General features: G+C 68.7%; 10 protein-coding genes and 1 pseudogene. 7 read left to right on the top strand and 4 right to left on the bottom strand.

What is annotated here, in order from left to right; translation table 11 throughout:
- Positions 1–90: 90 nt before the first annotated feature.
- A pseudogene (gene pglX / locus ACH4MY_RS32660) lies at positions 91–2,130 on the top strand (BREX-2 system adenine-specific DNA-methyltransferase PglX); the annotation flags it as partial.
- Between the two features lie 69 nt (positions 2,131–2,199).
- Here the strand turns inward: pglX and ACH4MY_RS32655 are convergent.
- Both ACH4MY_RS32655 and ACH4MY_RS32650 read right to left on the bottom strand, forming a co-directional pair.
- Positions 2,200–2,409, bottom strand: coding sequence for a DUF397 domain-containing protein (locus ACH4MY_RS32655; protein ID WP_398007641.1), 210 nt, complete (start codon positions 2,407–2,409; stop codon positions 2,200–2,202).
- Positions 2,391–3,233, bottom strand: a complete 843-nt coding sequence (locus ACH4MY_RS32650; protein WP_398007639.1) for a helix-turn-helix domain-containing protein — start codon at positions 3,231–3,233, stop codon at positions 2,391–2,393. The genes ACH4MY_RS32655 and ACH4MY_RS32650 overlap by 19 nt, the downstream gene beginning before the upstream one ends.
- Positions 3,234–3,422: 189 nt before the next feature.
- Here ACH4MY_RS32650 and ACH4MY_RS32645 point away from each other — a divergent pair, with 189 nt between their 5' ends.
- The 4 genes from ACH4MY_RS32645 (at position 3,423) to pglZ (ending at position 10,861) form a co-directional block, all read left to right on the top strand.
- Positions 3,423–3,653, top strand: coding sequence for a hypothetical protein (locus tag ACH4MY_RS32645; RefSeq protein WP_384907509.1), 231 nt, complete (start codon positions 3,423–3,425; stop codon positions 3,651–3,653).
- On the top strand, positions 3,650–3,892 hold the full coding sequence (locus ACH4MY_RS32640) for a hypothetical protein (protein WP_398007637.1): 243 nt from the start codon (positions 3,650–3,652) through the stop codon (positions 3,890–3,892). Before ACH4MY_RS32645 ends, ACH4MY_RS32640 begins: the two co-directional genes overlap by 4 nt.
- Positions 3,893–4,073: 181 nt before the next feature.
- The gene (locus tag ACH4MY_RS32635) at positions 4,074–7,970 is read left to right on the top strand and encodes a phage resistance protein (protein ID WP_398007635.1); all 3,897 of its coding nucleotides are present in this window, start codon (positions 4,074–4,076) and stop codon (positions 7,968–7,970) included.
- Positions 7,967–10,861 carry a BREX-2 system phosphatase PglZ gene (pglZ, locus tag ACH4MY_RS32630; protein ID WP_398007633.1) on the top strand — a complete coding sequence of 965 codons (2,895 nt, stop codon included), beginning with the start codon at positions 7,967–7,969 and terminating at the stop codon, positions 10,859–10,861. Before ACH4MY_RS32635 ends, pglZ begins: the two co-directional genes overlap by 4 nt.
- Positions 10,862–10,870: 9 nt before the next feature.
- On the opposite strand, the gene ACH4MY_RS32625 is transcribed toward pglZ, so the two are convergent.
- Complete coding sequence (locus ACH4MY_RS32625) at positions 10,871–11,917, bottom strand: CBS domain-containing protein (protein WP_189852662.1); 1,047 nt, start codon at positions 11,915–11,917, stop codon at positions 10,871–10,873.
- The gene (locus tag ACH4MY_RS32620) at positions 11,914–13,737 is read right to left on the bottom strand and encodes a DUF262 domain-containing protein (RefSeq protein ID WP_398007631.1); all 1,824 of its coding nucleotides are present in this window, start codon (positions 13,735–13,737) and stop codon (positions 11,914–11,916) included. The genes ACH4MY_RS32625 and ACH4MY_RS32620 overlap by 4 nt, the downstream gene beginning before the upstream one ends.
- A 149-nt stretch (positions 13,738–13,886) precedes the next feature.
- Here ACH4MY_RS32620 and brxD point away from each other — a divergent pair, with 149 nt between their 5' ends.
- Positions 13,887–15,221, top strand: a complete 1,335-nt coding sequence (gene brxD, locus ACH4MY_RS32615) for a BREX system ATP-binding protein BrxD (protein WP_398007629.1) — start codon at positions 13,887–13,889, stop codon at positions 15,219–15,221.
- Positions 15,221–17,431, top strand: coding sequence for a DEAD/DEAH box helicase (locus ACH4MY_RS32610; protein WP_398007627.1), 2,211 nt, complete (start codon positions 15,221–15,223; stop codon positions 17,429–17,431). The genes brxD and ACH4MY_RS32610 overlap by 1 nt, the downstream gene beginning before the upstream one ends.
- The last annotated feature ends 48 nt before the right edge of the window (positions 17,432–17,479 follow it).

The raw sequence follows: 17,479 nt of genomic DNA, 5'->3' as shown, positions 1-17,479 counted from the left end.
AGGACCTCGACAATCCTCATTCTTGCTGGTCAGAGGCACTTTTCGCTTACCTGACCACCCGTCGGACAGCCCGCTTCATGAAAGCGCGAGGTTAGCCAATGGATTTCAGTGGATGATCTGGAGCGCGGGCGTTACTTCGGGAAGCAGCCCTGGATCCTCACTGACGGCGGTCTCGAGATGGTCGAACAGCTCGATAAGGCAAGTATGTTGACCCTGAAGGGCGTCATCGAACCCCCGATCGGTCGCGCAGTCCGAGTCGGGGCTGATAGCGCCTACCTGCGGCCGACACGGACCACATATCGAACATTCGCAGATCGTCGTGGCCTGCGGCCTTTCATGACTGGTGACGTTGTCAGAGACTGGTTCGGCGAAGCTACTGAAACCATCTGGTTCCCCTATTCGCCAGACTTCGATCCTTCCGAGCTCATGCATGAGCTATGGCCCATGCGACGCCTCTTGGAGGCGCGCGGCACCTTCCAGGGAGACATGGCTGCGGCAGGTCTTCAGTGGTGGGACTACATGCAATACACGTCTTCCGCGTACAACACTCAGCTGTCAATCATGTTCGCTTTCATGGCTACGCACAATCACTTTGTTCTTGATCGTGGCGGCCACGTCTTCAATCGCCATGCACCGGTGATCAAGTTGCGGGAGGGGGCAAGCATTGAGGAGCATCTGCGACTGCTCGGGCTACTCAACAGCTCCACCGCCTGCTTCTGGCTCCAGCAGGTCTCGCACAACAAGGGCGAGGGGGGCGGCGCACGCGTCGACGCCGGGTACGCAGCCATGGGCAGCGAAGCGTGGAAGAACTCCTTCGAGTTCACCGGAACTAAGCTGCAGGGCTTCCCCCTACCTGCCACATACCCCATCGCCCTCGCATCCGCCCTAGACGCCCTCGCGCTGCAGCTGGCATCCCACAGCCCCGCTGCAACAGCAGCGAAGGCGATTCCGACACGCACTACGCTAGGCCAAGCCCGAGACGCCTGGCGCTCTGCCCGCGCCCACATGATCGCCCTCCAGGAGGAGCTGGACTGGCAGGTCTACTCGCTCTATAGCCTGCATCCCCAGGACTTGCGCGTCCCTGAGGAATCCGACTCGACCGACATCCCTGAACTCGCTCTCGGTGAGCGCGCCTTCGAGATTGTCCTTGCGCGCCGGATTGCTGCGGGCGAGGCCAGCGACGAGTGGTTCAAGCGGCACGGGTCTACGCCCATCACCGAGATCCCTGCACACTGGCCCGCTGCCTACCGCGAGGTCGTGCAGAAGCGGATCGATGCCATCGAGTCGAGCCGCGCTATCGGGATGGTCGAGCGGCCGGAGTACAAGCGGCGGTGGGCTACAGAGGGATGGGACGCGCTTCAGGAGAAGGCTCTTCGGTCCTGGCTGCTCGACCGGATCGAGAACCGTGACCACTGGTTCGACGAGAACGAGATGCCCGCCCTCGTCAGCCTCTCCCGGCTCACGGACGCCCTTTCCCGGGACGAGGACTTCGTCTCCGTCTCCAAGATTTACGCGCCCCGCAAGGAACTGCCCGCCGTCGTCGCCGAGCTGATGACCGACGAGCACGTGCCGTTCCTCCCCGCCCTGCGCTACAAGCCCTCCGGGCTGAAGAAGCGTGAGGACTGGGAGCACGTCTGGGACCTTCAGCGGCAGGAGGACGCCGCCCCGGACGAGCCTGCCAAGCGGAAGATCCGGGACACCATCCCTGTACCGCCGAAGTACACCTCGGCAGACTTCCTGCGCACCTCCTACTGGAAGGCTCGCGGCAAGCTCGACGTGCCCAAGGAGCGGTTCATCTCGTACGGGCAGACCAACACCCCCACACCCGACCTCTACGGCTGGGCCGGTTGGGACCACCGGGAGCAGGCGTACGCGCTCGACGCGTACATCGCCTCCCACGAGGCGCTGACCTCCGAGGAGCTGACCCCGTTCCTTGCCGGGCTGCTGGAACTCCAGCCCTGGCTTGAGCAGTGGCACGACGAGTTCGACGCGAACTTCGGCGCTTCGCCGGCCGCGTTCTTCCGTGGCGACCGGCAGATGGTGCAGGGCGAGCACGGTCTGACCGACGACGACCTGCGCACCTGGCGCCCGGCCGCCGCCACCCGAGGACGACGCACGACCAAGAAGTAGGGGCACCGCGAACGCCGACGGCCTCCGAGAACCAAGGGTTCTCGGAGGCCGTCCGCTTGTGGACGCTTATCAGCGGGGCAGTTGGTGGTCCTTGACAGCGGTGACGAAGGCCGACCAGCCACCCCCCGGGAACACGAGCACCGGACCGTGCGGGTTCTTACTGTCCCGCACGGGGACGACGGTGGCGAAGTCGTCAGAGACCTCGACACACTCGCCGCCGTCCGAGTTGCTGTGGGAACTCTTGCGCCAGGTTGCGGCGCTCAGGTCGATGGATCGCACGGTGCTTCCTCCAACATGCGCAGGATGAACTTCCGTGACTCGGCCGGGGAGAGTGCCAGGTCACGCACCGCATCGTAGGCACGTTGCAGCCGCTCAACCGGCCCGTTCTCCTCGATGAGTTCACCTCGGTAGGCGTTCTCCGTATAGGCCACGGTACGCCCGTCACCCAGCCGCAGGAACATCACGGCAGTACTGTCCAAGCCGCATGGACCGGCGCTGAATGGCAGGACGTGCAGGTTCACGTTCGGTCGCTCGGCCACCTCGGCCAAGCACTCCAGCTGCTCCCGCCAAGCCTGCCTATCCCGCAGCGCCGTCCTCAGCACCGCCTCCGACAGGATCGTCCGAAACGGCGGCGCCTCCTCCCCCTCCAGCAAGTCCCGACGTCCCATCCGTGCTTCGACCTGCTGCTCCAGCTCGTCCCCGCGCAGCCCACCGGCAGCCAGTACTTCGCGCGCGTATCCGGGAGTCTGAAGCAACCCCGGCAACACACTCACCGCAAAGTGCCACAGGCTCACCGCCTCGGCCTCCAGCGTCATGTACCGCCGGTACCGCTCCTTGAACTGCGTCTTGTCCCCGCGTGCCAGCTCCCACAACACCAGCAGCATCCCCGACGTCCCGTAGTGCTGGTCCAGCGCCTGCACCACCTCGGGACCGCCCAAGGTCTCGCCCTTCTCCATCTTCCCGAAGAGCGACCAGTCCCACCCCAGCCGGTCCCCCAGCTGCCGCAGGCTCGCCCCGCTCTCCGCCCTCAGCTGCCGCAGCTCCTCCGCGAAGCGCTGCCGCGGCTCCTGGCTCCGACCCGTCACCACTCGACGTGGCGGCATCGCGGCTCCTCCCCTTGATCTCCGTGGAAGGTGTGGAACTACTGCCGCGGGCCGAGGAACCAGACCCCGTCCACAGTGTCGCCAGCCTCCTGCGGGATCCATGCTCGTAGTGCCCGGGCTACGCACCGTAATCCACCCCACACCCTCCGGTCCGGGAAACCAGAGCACGGCCAGCCGAAGGAGTCCGCCATGCCCACCTCCCGCCCCACCACCCCCAACCAGCGCAAGATCAAGGAAGCCCTGGACGCCCGCGACGCCCTCGCCGCCGCTCTCACCCGGGCCGGCATCCAGTTGCCCGCCATGGATGTCCGTACCCCCTGGGCCGACGAGTCCCGCTACGCCCTCGTCCACCTCGGGCTCTGCTCGGCGCCCGTGGCGCACGCCCTCGCGGAAGTGATCACGCGGGGCGCCTCCCGGTGACGGCCGAACGTCACCCCGGCCGCCCCGCCCTCGGCGAGATGGTCCGCGACACCCACCACAACCGCCTCGGCATCGTCACCGACCACCTCGGCCCGTACCTCCGGCTCCGCCCCCTCGCCGGCGGCCGGGAATGGGACGCGGACCCGGAAGACACCGAGCCCCTCAGCCCACCCGAAGCCCTCCGTGCCCGCCTCGCGGAGGTGAACGCTCGCAGCCGCAAGCCCCGTCCGAGCGGGTGAGCCGGCCTCTCGCCCCCTCGGCCCGTCGTTGTCAGTGCCCGATGCCATCCTGATCCGCGGGAGATTTCCGGCCATCAGCCCCGTAACCAGCGATGATGCCGGACAATGTCCCGAGGAACTTGTCCCGGTACCGGCACGGACAGCGACGGCGACGGCCGTCAGAAGGTGAGCGAGACGCGCAATGGCCCAGCAGCCGCCCCTCCTCCGCGATGTGATCAACATCAAGGAGTCGATCTCCACGTCCGACTTCGTCCTTCAGCTCTCCGAGGCCACCACCCCCGAGGGTGCCGAGCTCGCGCTCAAGGACTACGTCGTCACGGAACGGCTGCTGGAGAACTTCGACGAGGCCCTCGGCCTCATCAAGGCCTCCCTCGACGGGCACACCTCCAAGGCCGCGTACCTCCACGGTTCCTTCGGTTCCGGTAAGTCGCACTTCATGGCCGTGCTGCACGCCCTGCTCAGCGGCAGCCCGGCCGCCCACCGCCGCTCCGACTTCGACTCCGTGCTGACCAAGCACGAGTGGCTCACCACCGACGGCAAGAAGTTCCTGCTCGTGCCGTACCACATGCTCGGCGCGAAGGCCCTGGAGCAGCGGGTCCTCGGCACGTACGTGAGTCACGTCAAGAAGCTCCACCCCGAGGCGCCGACCCCCCGGGTCTACCGCACCGACTCCCTCTTCGCCGACATCCACGCCATGCGCGAGCGGATGGGCGACGAGGCCGTCATCAAGGGCCTGGGCGCGGTCGGCGGGGAGGCGGACGAGGACGACGAGTGGGGCGAGTCCTTCGCCTGGACCTCCGCCCTCCTCGACACCGCGCTCGCCGCCGAGGAGATCCACGAGTCGGGGTACGCGCTCAACCTCGTCGCCCCTTCCACTCCCGTGGAACTGCGCGCCCGCCTGGTCCAGGACGCGAGCACGAACCTCCTGCCCGGCTTCACCCAGAACGCGCACGAGAACGAGCACGGCTTCATCTCGCTCGACGCCGGCCTGTCCGTCATCGCCGAGCACGCCAAGTCCCTCGGGTACGACGGCCTGATCCTCTTCCTCGACGAGCTGATCCTCTGGCTGGCCACCCTCATCCACGACCAGAAGTTCGTGGGTCGCGAGGCCGGCAAGATCACCAACTTCGTGGAGGGCGCCGACGCCCGCCGCGCCATCCCGATCGTGTCCTTCATCGCCCGCCAGCGCGACCTGCGCGAGCTGGTCGGCGAGGAGCTGTCCGGGGCCGCCGAGTCCTCCATCCAGGACACCCTCAACCAGGCGTCCGGCCGGTTCGACAAGATCACCCTGGAGGACCGCAACCTCCCCCAGGTCGCCCACGCCCGCCTCCTCCAGCCCAAGGACACCGAGGCCGCCGCGCTCATCACGGCCGAGTTCGAGAAGACCCGTAAGGTCCGCCAGGAGGTGTGGGACACCCTCCTCGGTTCCGACCGCGGGGCCGACGGCGTCGGCGCCGACGAGGAGAGCTTCCGGCTCACCTACCCCTTCTCCCCCGCCTTCATGGACACCCTCGTCCACGTCTCCTCCGCGCTCCAGCGCAACCGCACCGGCATGAAGCTGATGGGCCAGCTCCTCGCCGACCACCGCCACGAGCTGCGCCTGGGTGACCTGATCCCGGTCGGCGACCTGTACCCGCTGATCACCGCGGGCGGCGACAAGCCGTTCACCGACAGCCTCAAGGTCGTCTTCGAGGCCGCCGACAAGCTGTACCGAACGAAGCTGCGCCCGTTCCTCCTCGCCACGTACAACGTGTCGGAGGAGGACGTCGAGCAGTACACGCAGCGCCCCGACAGCATCACCGACCCTGCTCTGCGCGGCCGGGTGAAGACCTTCGTCGGCGACAACCGGATCATCGGCACCCTCCTGCTCTCCGCCCTCGCGCCGAGCGTGCCGGCCCTCGCCGACCTGACGATCCGCAGGCTGTCCGCGCTCAACTACGGCTCGGTCGTCGCCCCGATCCCCGGCCGCGAGTACGGCATCCTGAAGAACAAGGTCGCCGACTGGGCCGGCCGCTTCCCGGAGATCAAGGAGACCGGCACCGACACCAACCCGGGCGTCCGCCTGGAGCTCTCCGGCGTCGATGTCGACTCGGTCATCGCGAACGCCAACGTCAACAACAACCCGGGCAACCGCCTCGCCCTCGCCAAGCGACTGCTCGCCGAGGAACTCGACGTCAGCCACGGCCAGTTGGTCGAAGAGCTGCAGTTCGTCTGGCGCGGCACGAACCGCTCCGTCGAGGTCATCTTCGGAAACATGGCGGACGAGGACGAGCTGCCCGACCACGACCTGATGCCCCGCGAGGACGGCCGCTGGCGCATCGCCGTCGACCTCCCCTTCGACGACGGCGAGTACGGCCCCGTCGAGGACGCCAACCGCATCCGGCGCCTGCGCGAGAAGCAGCAGGGCGAGCGGTCGCGCACCGTCGCCTGGCTTCCCACCCACCTCTCCAGCCAGCGGTACGGGGACTTCTGCCGCCTCGTCGTCATCGACAAGGCCCTCGCCGACGACCAGCGCTTCGACAGCCAGTACGCCGGCCACCTGAACGCAGACAACCGTGCCCGGGCCAAGGGGCTCCTGGAGACCCAGCGCGAGTCCCTGCTCAAGACCGTCAAGGCGGCCTTCAAGCAGGCGTACGGGCTCGCCGAGAAGAAGCCCACGGACGTGGAGCTGGGCTTCGGCGACCACCTGGAATCGCTGCGCGAGGTCGACGGGCTCACCCTCTCCTTCGGCCAGTCGCTGCGCGACGGCATCCGGCACATCGCCGGCAAGCTGCTGGCGACGCAGTTCCCGGACCACCCGGACTTCGACCCCGACCAGACCGGCACGGTCGTCAAGGCCTCCGACGCCAAGAAGGTCTTCACGCACGTCCGTGCCGCGGCCGAAGCACGCGACGGCCGCGCCGAGGTTCCGGCCGGCGACCGGGCCCTGATGAAGCGGATCGCCGGGCCGCTGCGTCTCGGGCAGCAGAAGGAGGCGTACTTCGAGCTGTCCCCGTACTGGGCCGACCACTTCCGCCAGCTCGCCCGCGAGAACGGCGCCACCGGCGACCTCACCCTGATCACGCTCACCGACTGGACCGACAAGCCGGCCCCGCGCGGGCTGCCGGACTTCCTCGGGCGGCTCGTCGTGGCGGCCTTCGCCGAGATGGACGACCGGGTCTGGGTGCGCGAGGGCATGCCGCTCGACCCGGCTCCCGAGCTGGCGCAGATCAAGGACCGCGACGCCCTGCGCAGCCAGCCGCTGCCCTCCCCCGAGGACTGGGAGTCCGCCAGGCAGCGCTTCGCGGCCGTCTTCGGGCAGCCGGCGCCCACCCTGCTGCGCGGACGCATCGTCAACCAGTTCGCCCGGCAGATCACCGAGCAGGCCCGCGGAGTTCAGGAGGCCGCCGCCGAGCTGGCCGAGCGGCTGGACGAGCACGCCGGTTTCCTGCACCTCGACCAGACCGCCGAGACCGGGCGCCTCGCACTCGCCCGGCGGGCCGTGGAACTGCTCAAGGCCCTGACCGGCACAGCCGGCCAGGGAGCGGCCGGAGCGAAGAAGACGGTGGAGGCCCTCGCCCGTTTCGACCTCGGCGCGATGACCGCCGAACAGTACGGGACCTCGGTCAAGCAGGCCCGGAAGGTGGCCGAAGCGCTCGCCGCGACCTCCTGGAGCACTCTGGAGCTGGCCTCGGCCGAAGGCCCCGAGGGCGAAGCGCTCCTCGACTCCCTGCGCAACGTCGCCCGCAGCGACCAGCAGCGGACGGACAAGCTGGAGGAAGCCCTCGTCCGCACCCAGCGCGAGGTGCTGGCTCTGCTCAAGCGGAACCGTGCGGTCTCCCCGCCGCCGGTGGCCCCGAGCCCCGGCCCTCAGGGCCCCGCCGATGTTCCGCTGGACACGAAGACCAGCGATCCGCGGATTCCCTACGAGGGGTCTCCGACGGAGCCGTCCACACCTGCCCGGAAGCAGCGCACGAGCGGGGTGCGTACGACGACGGCCTCGCACGCGGTGGCCGAGCTCCAGGCGGAGCTGGCCGAGCTGGCCGCTGCCGAGCCCGGCGTCACCGTGGAGATCACGTGGCGGGTGGTCGGCCGATGAGCGTCGCCTCCCCCGCCGTCGCCGTGCGCCTGAACCTCGCGACCGTCACCCAGTACCTGTCGTCCCAGAGCTCCCTCACCGCGTCCCTGAGCGGCAACGACCGGCGCCGTGCCGTGCTGTTGCGCTCGGCACCGCAGTGGGAGGGTCCGGCCGAGCCTTCCTGGGGGGACGGGCTGACGGCCCGCATCGCAGCCGCGCCGTCGCCACTGGCCGTGCACGAGCTGCTGCTGGACCATCTCGGAGGCACGGTGCCCGGACCGGCCGTACTCGTCGTCCTCACCGACCGCGAGCAGAACGAGCTGGATCCCGCCATCCTGGCGCGCGCGCACAAGAAGCGCGTCGACACCGTCGACAGCTGGGACGTGGTCCGCGACGCGTTCCGCGCCCAGCAGGTCGATCCCCGGCTCAAGGATTCCAACTGGGCCGCTGAGGCACTGTTGGACGCCACCCCGCCGAAGGGCGGCTGGCCTCCCGTCGCCGGCGGCATGCTCTCCCGGCGCACCGCCCTCACCTTCCTGGCCCTGCGCAGGTTGCGGCTGGGCCGGTACGACAGCGAGGCGGAGTCCTCGGGCCGGGCCCCGGCCGGCGACACCCTGGACCCGCAGACGTTGTTCGGCTGGTCCTTGACCGCCGGCGGGCCCGAACTCCTGCTGAAGCTCCGCCGTCCGGAGCGGGAGGGGTTGTCAGCGTTCCTCGGCGAGGAGGACCAGGCGGGTCACGCCGGACGGGCACTCCTCGCGCTGGTCGAGGCCGAACACGGCCCCGACGCGGTGGCCTTCGGGCTCGTCTGCGCCGCGCTGTGGGTCCACTGTGAGCCGGATGCCGCCGTCTACCGGGCTCGCGGGCGAGCCGAACGGTGGTTGGGCGAGCAGCCCCTCGCCAAGGGTGAGGAGCTCGACCTCGTCGTGTCCCGGTTCGGGATCGCCTCCGAGGAGTACGTTGCCGCGCTGCTGGCCTCCGCGTCCCGCGCCGGCGGCGATGCGGAGGCGGTGCGCGAGGCCCGCCGACTCAGTGACACCGTCCTGGACCGGGCCTCCGCGCTGGTCCGCCAGTTCGGCGCGGAGGATGCCGCCAAGGCCAGCGCGCTGCTGGCCTCGGGCCTCGAAGCACGTTTCGCAGCAGTGGGCCGGGCTCTGGCCGCCGGGGAGCCCCAGGCCGTCGCGGACGCCGTACGCACCCTGGGCGAGCACAGGCAGGCTGACGGGCCGGAGGCCCGGGCCCGGGTGGAACGGGCCCGGATGGGTCGGCGGCTGGCCCAGTGGCTGGCCGGTGACCCGGCCGTCACCTCGGACACGGTGGCCGATGCCCTGCAACGCCACATCACCGAAACCGGGTGGGTGGACCGGGCGCTCGAGCACATCGAAGCGGGCGGCGACCCGGACCCCGACCTGAAATCGGCGTACGACACGCTCGGCCGTCAGGTGCGCCGCAAGCGTCACGAGATCGACGGTGACTTCGCTCGTGCCTTGGCCGGATGGACCGCTGCCGGCACCCGACCCGGCACGATGCTGACCGTGGAGACCTTCCTCGACCGCGTGGTGAAGCCGGTCGTACGGGGCGGGGCCGACCGCCGCGTGCTCCTGCTGGTCCTGGACGGGATGAGCGCCGCGATCGCCAGTGAGCTTGGAGAGGAACTGCGGGCCTCATGGGCCGAGTTCGATCCACTGGACGAAGGCGCACCCCGCCGTCGCGCGATGGCCGCGGCTCTGCCCACGCTGACGGCCGTCTGCCGGACGTCCCTGTTCGCGGGCCGACTGCTGAAGGGCACACAGGCGGAGGAGAAGAAGCTGTTCCCCGCCCACGCCTTCTGGGGCGGGGAGCCGGCCGCGGTCTTCCACAAGGACGATCTGCGCGCCGACGGCTCAGGGGACACGTTCGGTCCGGCACTCACGGAGGCCCTCGCTGACGGGCGCACGCACGTCGCGGTCGTACTGAACACCATCGACGACCGGCTCGCGAAGGAGCAGAAGCTCGGTGACGGGGCCTGGCACCTCGACGAGATAGGGCGGCTGCGCGATCTGCTGCGGGTCGCCGCGGCTCAGGGCATGGCGGTGATCCTCACCAGCGACCACGGCCACGTCGTGGACCGGCGCGGGGTCAAGGTGGATGCCGGTTCCCCGGAATCCGCCCGCCACCGCTCCCCCGGCGGCCCCCTGGAAGCCACGGAGGTCGCCCTGTCGGGCCCCCGCGTGGTCTGGCCCGAGCCGGGCGGCTCGATCGTCGCCCTCTGGGACGCCGACTCCCGCTACACCTCGCTCAAGGCCGGCTATCACGGCGGCGCGGCCCTGCGTGAGTTCACCATCCCCGTACTCGCTTTCCTGCCCTTCGGCGCCACTCCGCCCGGCGGTTGGCGAGAGCTGGGTGATCAGCGTCCGGCATGGTGGTTGCTCGACGGGCACACGCCCCTCCAGAACGCAGTTCCGGTCTCGGCGTCGGCTGCTGCCCGTCCGGAGAAGCAGAACCGGCACAAGCCGACGAAGGCGCAGGCCGAACTGGCCCAGACGCACGACTCCCTCTTCGACGTCGCTCTGGTTCCGGCGGCCGAACACGAGGGCGCCCTGGTCACACCCGTGCTGGTCGCGCCGGACGATGCGCTGATCACGGCACTGCTCGCGTCCGAGGCGTTCCAGGACCAGGTCGGACTACTGGCCCGCAAGCCGCCCCTGGACAAGCTGGAGAAGGCGATCCGGGCACTCCTGGAGGCCGGAGGCACCCTGCCCGTGACGGCTGTGGCGCAGCGCGTCGACTACCCGGCCACCCGCGCGGACGGCTTCGCCGCGGTGCTGCGGCAGCTCCTCAACTACGACGGAGTTCAGGTCCTGCAGACCCTGCCGGACGGACGGACGCTCCGTCTCGACAGGAGTCTGCTGCAGCTGCAGTTCGGGGTGTGAAGCGGTGGGTCAGCCGACGTAGTCCCGCAGCAGGGTGGTGAAGGCCGTCAGCTCCCGCATCGACGCGAGAGGCAAAGGCTCCGCATCGAAATGAGCGATGCGGTTCCGAACGTCCTTCACACGCTGCAGATGACGGACGAACTGGCCGCGGTCCAGGGACTCGCACTGGAGCGCGGCCCAGTTGAGGTCCGCCTGTTGGGCCATGGTCTGCTTCTTCTGCTCCCCGTCGAGGAGATAGACGTAGTCGCCGAACGTCAGATCCTCGACCCTCCCGGAGCGGTGCTCGGCCTTCTTGTTCGTCTGAACCGCCCTGATCGCTTCTTCGTCGAGCTTGGCTCCCAGCCACCGGCGCAGGAGCGATTCGATCTCGCCGAGCAGGAAGAAGGGGCGGGCAGCGCTCTCGAAGCGGTGGACCACATGGGCCTGGGTCACGATGCCGGACAGACTTCCGTCCTCGCCTCGGACCAGAAGGTAGCCGTGCTCCGAGAGCATGGGCAGGCACGCGAAGAACTCCTGCCGCGCGTCGGCCACCGGCAGTGACTCCTGCTGCATGGCGTTCTCCAGGCTGCTCTCCTTACCCACCTCGTACATGAGGGCCAGGGAACGCCAGGTGATCACTCCGTGCAGGGTCGTCATGCCCGTCGTGACGGGGATCTGGGCGTACCCGCGTTGGCGCATCAGGTACGTCGCTTGAGAGAGCTCCGAAGTGATGGACACGCATCGCACCCCGCCCCGTGCGGAGGGCAGGTCACCGATCCGGAGCCGCTGCGGCAGCGCGGCCGACGGAAGCGGATCCCTCTCTGCATCGTCCGCGTCGTCGGGCTCGGGCGTGACCTGCGCGGCAGTGGCGAAGGCGACGATCTGGACCCGCTCGCCCGGAGCGCAGTTGGCGAAGTCCGGCAGAGTGGCGAGCCCTGCGTCGGTCAGTGCTTGCGCGATGTCGTGCACGTTCCACGGCCGACGCACCCGCACGTCGAACAGGTCCAGCAGTTCCCGGAGGGGGATCTCTGTGCCCTTGAGCGCGAGAAGGTCTTCGGTGCTCGGCTTCTGGCTCACTTGACCACCTTGCCGTCGGTCATGTCGCGCAGGATCGTCCGCTTGCCCATGGCTGCGTACACCATGTCCTCGAGCTGCTTGGCCCGTGCCGTGTAGAACGCCTCGTAATCGTTCGTCCTCAGGAAGTACGGATCGATCAGATGCGTCGCGATGACGTCGTCGAACCACTCACGGCGCATGTCGGAGGCAGCGGCGAGTGAGTCGAGATAGGTAGCGGGTGCGCCGGTGAGGGCCTGCGCCGCGCGCAGAGACAGCGGTGTCTTGTTGACGATGGAGTTGGCTGGGGAGGTCTTGGCCCCGTCGTACTGCCGGCGCACCCAGGCGCGGGGGAAGATGTGTCGGACGTCTACGCCGTACTCGTCCATCAGGCCGGGCTTCAGCGGCGTCTCCGTGTAGTGCCAGTCCACAGCCCCCTGTTTGATGAGCAGCGCATAGATTCCCTTGTAGGCAGCACTGTTCCGCGTGGTGAGCGTGTCCAGCCGCTCCGGGAAGAAGTAGGCGTCGGCGACGGTCTCCGGGGCGGGCCCCTCACGCCGGACCCATGCCACCAGCTGTTCGACGTCCCGCGTGAAGCGGGTCTCGGTGGAGCCGCCGTACATCTCACCGAGCACGCCGCACCAGTACCACTGCGTGATCATGTCTTCCGCACCGAGCGTGTCGGTCGCCTCCCCGAGGATCGCCCTGACCGCGGCGAGCGGTACCAACTGGGTGCGGTAGGGCAGCTCGGCAGCGCGCACGATGCACTGCCTCTCGAGGAAGGCGCCCGCCCATGCGAACGCCTTGGCGAGCCGCGGCGCGAGCGACTCGAAGTCCGCCAGGGGCAGCTCAAGGAGGTCACGGCGTTTGCAGGAGACGCCGGTGCCCTGCCCGTCCTGCTTCCTGGACCACGTGCGCACCAGCGCCACGGCCTGCAGGAAGTCGCTGCTGCTCAGTCCGTCGTCGATGCCCGCCTCGAGCCGTCCGAACACGGGATGGCGGCCGGCCAGATCCTCCTTGATCGCCCGCCAGACGTGCGGCAGCTGGTAGTAGTCGCCGGTCCGCTCGCGGTAGGCCCGGTCACCGGCGTAGGTCGCCGTCAGGAGCTCGAAGACGTTGAGGGGCACACCCCCTGTGTTCACTCGCTCGAAGACGGCGCACACGGCGTCCATGGACGTGGAGGCGGCCAGTTTGATCATGGGCACCTGGAAGGAGCGCACGGGTTCGAGAACCTGCTCCTCGAAGCGGCTCCACCGGTCGAAATGGCCGTCGTCCATCTTCTCGTACGCTCGTCGCCAGGCATTCACCTTCGCGGTGTCGAAGACGATGCTGAGGGGGAAGAGGCCTGCAGCGCACTCGCCTTCGGCGGTGGTCAGGTCATGAACGACGTTCCGGGCGAAGTTGGACCGCTGGACCTTGTCCTCCGGCACGGACACGATGGCCTCGTCGCGGTCCGCGGGCGAGCCGATGGCGTTCTTGATGTCCACGTAGTACCAGCGCCTGACAGGGTTGCCACGCGCATCAGTGGTCTCGACGGGACTGTCCTGGAACAGAGCTTGGAACAGCGAGGTGAGACGCTGCTGTCCGTCGAGGAGCAGCAGGCCGGGCGCCACGTCCTCCGCCACCTGCGCGCCGGTGAGGGCTCGGGCGCGGAAGGGTGAGTCGCCCCCTGTCTCCAGCGTCATCACCACGCCCAGGGGGTAGTCGAGCGTCACCGTCGCGACAATGGCGCGAATTCGATCGTCGTCCCACTTCCAGTCCCGTTGGAAGTCGGGGAGTTGAAGAGAGCCTGACGCCACATCTGCCAGGAGCGTCTTGAGTTTCACATTGTCGAGTCCGGCCACGTGCCTGTTCCCCACCCTCGCAGTGCTGCGCTTTCTTCACGCGAGCGGCGATTAGACCAATCACGTGACATGCCGGTCAACGAGATCGGCCGCACCAGTAGTCGACTTCGGCCAACCGCCCGGCGCCACTGGAATGGGACACTGGTGACGTGAGTACCGCTGCTTCCTCCCGTCCCTCCCCGGCCAGTGCGGCGCGTCGCCGTGCGGTGATCGACGCCCTGCGTCGAGGCGCCGTCCCCGAAAGCGGGCTCGACCTCCTGGCCACCGGCCTGGACCGGTTCGAGGCAGCACTCGATGCCGAGCTCGACACGGTCGCCTCCGGTTCGTCGGTGTTCAAGGCCGTCCGAGGTGAGTACGGGTCGGGCAAGACCTTCTTCACCCGGTGGCTGGGTGAACGGGCCAAGCGGAGGGGCTTCGCGTTGGCGGAGATTCAGATCTCCGAGACGGAGACCCCCCTCCACAAGCTGGAGACCGTCTACCGGCGCCTCACCGAGCGGCTGACCACCGCGAGCTTCCCCCCGAGCGCGCTCCGGCCGGTCGTGGACGCATGGTTCTACACCCTGGAAGAGGACGCCCTCGCTGACGGCGCGGAGGAGGAAGATCTCCCGCAGGCGGTGGAGAAGCTACTGACGGCACGATTGACCGAGGTGTCCCGGCACGCGCCGTCGTTCGCCACGGCACTGCGCGGCTACAAGTCAGCCCTCGCCGGGGGCGACGAGGCGACGGCAGCGGCCGTCCTGGCGTGGCTGGGCGGCCAGCCACACGTGGCAGCGGCAGCCCGACGCTCCGCCGGAGTCCGCGGGGACCTCGATCACTTCGGGGCCTTCGGCTTTCTGCAAGGCCTCCTGACCGTACTGCGCGACTCCGGGCACAACGGCCTGTTCGTCGTCCTGGACGAGGTCGAGACCCTGCAGCGCGTCCGTTCGGATGCGCGGGACAAGGCGTTGAACGCCCTTCGACAGCTCATCGACGAGGTGCACTCCGGCCGGTTCCCCGGCCTCTATCTCCTGATCACCGGAACACCGGCGTTCTACGACGGCCAGCAGGGGGTTCAGCGGCTCGCTCCTCTCGCCCAGCGCCTCGCCACCGATTTCACCACCGACCCGCGCTTCGACAACCCACGTGCGGTGCAAGTGCGGCTGCCTGGCTTCACACAGGAGTCGTTGGTCGGCCTCGGAATGACCATTCGAGACCTCTACGCGGAAGGTGCCGCTTCGCCGGACCGCGTGAAGTCACTCGTCGACGATGCGTACGTTGCCGACCTCGCCCGCGCGGTGGGCGGAGCCCTCGGGGGGAAGGCAGGGGTTGCGCCGCGGCTGTTCCTCAAGAAGCTGGTCGGTGACGTCCTGGACCGTGTCGACCAGTTCGAGGACTTCGACCCCCGCCGGCACTACCGACTGACCGTGACGAGCAACGAGCTCACGGACGTGGAGCGCAATCACGCGGCATCCGGCTCGGCCGACGACATCGACCTGGACGTGTGATGAGTGGAGACGAAGCGGGTGGAGGGTCCGCCCATGCCGGCGCCCACCGGGGAGGCACGGACCCCGTCGACCGACTCGACCCCGTCATCCTCCACCATGTCGTGAACACGCTCGGTTGGCCCGACCTCCGGCCTCTGCAACGGGCCTCGATCGACCCACTCATGGACGGCGAGGACGCCGTACTGCTCGCGCCCACCGCGGGCGGCAAAACCGAGGCAGCATGCCTGCCCATCCTGTCGGCCATGTCCCACGAGCGCTGGTCCGGAACGTCCGTTCTCTACCTGTGCCCGCTCAAAGCACTCCTCAACAACCTGGTCGTCCGCGTCGACTCCTACGCTCAGTGGCTCGGCCGCCGAGCCGAGCTGTGGCACGGCGACACCAAGGAGTCTCAGCGCAGGCGCATCCGTACGGACACACCCGACATCCTCCTCACCACTCCTGAGTCCCTTGAGGCCATGCTCATCGGAGTCAAGACCGACCACGCGCACCTCCTGGGCGGGGTCCGGACAGTCGTGGTGGACGAGGTGCACGCGTTCGCGGGCGACGACCGAGGCTGGCACCTGCTCGCGGTGCTGGAACGTCTGGAGCAGGTCACGGGACGCCCCATTCAGCGGGTCGGTCTCTCCGCAACTGTCGGGAACCCTCAACAGCTCCTCACCTGGCTCCAAGGTTCCGGTGCAGGCAAACGCCCGGGGCGGGTCGTCGCCCCCGACCTCACCCTCACCCCGGCTGCCGCCCCGACCGCCGCCCCCACGGCCGGGAACCTCCGGCCTCCAGGCGAGGTGGAGCTGGACTACGTAGGGTCGCTCGACAACGCGTCCAAGCTGATCGCAGCCTTGCACCGCGGAGAGAAGCGGCTGGTGTTCTGCGAGTCCAGACGACAGGTGGAGGAGCTGGGAGCCGCCCTGCGGGCGCGCGAAGTGACGGTGTTCCTCTCGCACGCCTCGCTCTCGGCCGAGGAAAGAGCCCGGTCGGAACAGGCCTTCGCAGAGGCACGAGACTGCGTCATCGTCTCCACCTCCACACTGGAACTGGGCATCGACGTCGGCGACCTGGACCGCGTCATCCAGATCGACTCGCCCCGCACCGTGGCCTCGTTCCTCCAACGCATCGGCCGTACCGGCAGGCGCTCGGGAACCACTCGCAACTGCCTCTTCCTCGCCACAGGCAAGGACACCCTGCTGCAAGCCGCCGCCCTCCTGCTGCTCTGGGGCCGCGGCTGGGTCGAACCGGTAACACCGCCTCCAGAACCTCGCCACCTCGTGGCGCAGCAGCTGCTCGCCGCCACGCTCCAGCAGCACCGCATCGGTGACCAGACGTGGCAAGGAATGTGGAACGGGCTGGCCCCGTTCGACCGGTCAGCGGCCCCCATCCTGCGACACCTGGTGAACGAAGGGTTCCTCGACGAGGACGCCGGCATGCTCTTCATCGGTCCCGAGGCGGAGCGGCGCTTCGGCCGGCGTCACTTCATCGAATTGACCGCTTCCTTCACCGCTCCCCCGCAGTTCACGGTTCTGTCCGGTCGTACCGAGATCGGCCAGACGGACCCTTCCGTGCTGACGGAGGAACGGCCGGGCCCGCGCCGGTTGCTGCTCGGCGGACGCAGCTGGCAAGTGACGTTCATCGACTGGGCGCGCAAGCGGGCCTTCGTCGAGCCGGCCGACGGTGGCGGCGTCGCCAAATGGACGGGCGGGTCCCTCGCCGGTCTCTCGTACGCCTTGACCCGCTCGATGCGCGACGTACTTCTCGGAGCAGACCCCTTGGTTTCTCTCACCCGTCGGGCTGAGGCGTGCCTGACCGAGTGGCGTGAGGAGGATGCTCCGCAGATCGCGGATGCTGACGGCTCCCTGATCACCCGCCTGGGAACGGATGTGCGTTGGTGGACGTGGGCCGGCTACCGGGCGAACGCGACACTGGCCGCCACCCTTCCGTCGATCAGTGACCCCGTTCAACGACCGACGGACTGCTACGTGCGGCTGAGGGAAGACCTGACACCCGACATGTGGCGAGTGGCGCGTGCGGATGCCGACGGCGGAAACGCGCTGGTGTTGCCTGATGTCGATCACCGAGCCGTACACGGCCTGAAGTTCTCAGCAGCGCTCCCCCAGCGTCTCGCGGTGGCCACCGTTGCCGCGCGACTGGCCGACTTCGACGGCGCACGAGCGGCCTTGCACGACACCGTACGGTTCCACACCGTCTCCACCAGTTGAAACTTGAGGCCAGGCTCTTGATCCACTGCCTGTTCTAGAATGGCCACG

The organism is Streptomyces sp. NPDC017246, assembly GCF_044331325.1.
Taxonomy (GTDB): domain Bacteria; phylum Actinomycetota; class Actinomycetes; order Streptomycetales; family Streptomycetaceae; genus Streptomyces.
This window is presented reverse-complemented; position numbering and strand designations above follow the sequence as displayed.

Coding starts and splice junctions, on each gene's coding strand:
- ACH4MY_RS32650 (WP_398007639.1), bottom strand. CDS start 3,233: ATGCCGCCACGTCGAGTGGTGACGGGTCGGAGCCAGGAGCCGCGGCAG.
- ACH4MY_RS32645 (WP_384907509.1), top strand. CDS start 3,423: ATGCCCACCTCCCGCCCCACCACCCCCAACCAGCGCAAGATCAAGGAA.
- ACH4MY_RS32635 (WP_398007635.1), top strand. CDS start 4,074: ATGGCCCAGCAGCCGCCCCTCCTCCGCGATGTGATCAACATCAAGGAG.
- pglZ (WP_398007633.1), top strand. CDS start 7,967: ATGAGCGTCGCCTCCCCCGCCGTCGCCGTGCGCCTGAACCTCGCGACC.
- ACH4MY_RS32610 (WP_398007627.1), top strand. CDS start 15,221: ATGAGTGGAGACGAAGCGGGTGGAGGGTCCGCCCATGCCGGCGCCCAC.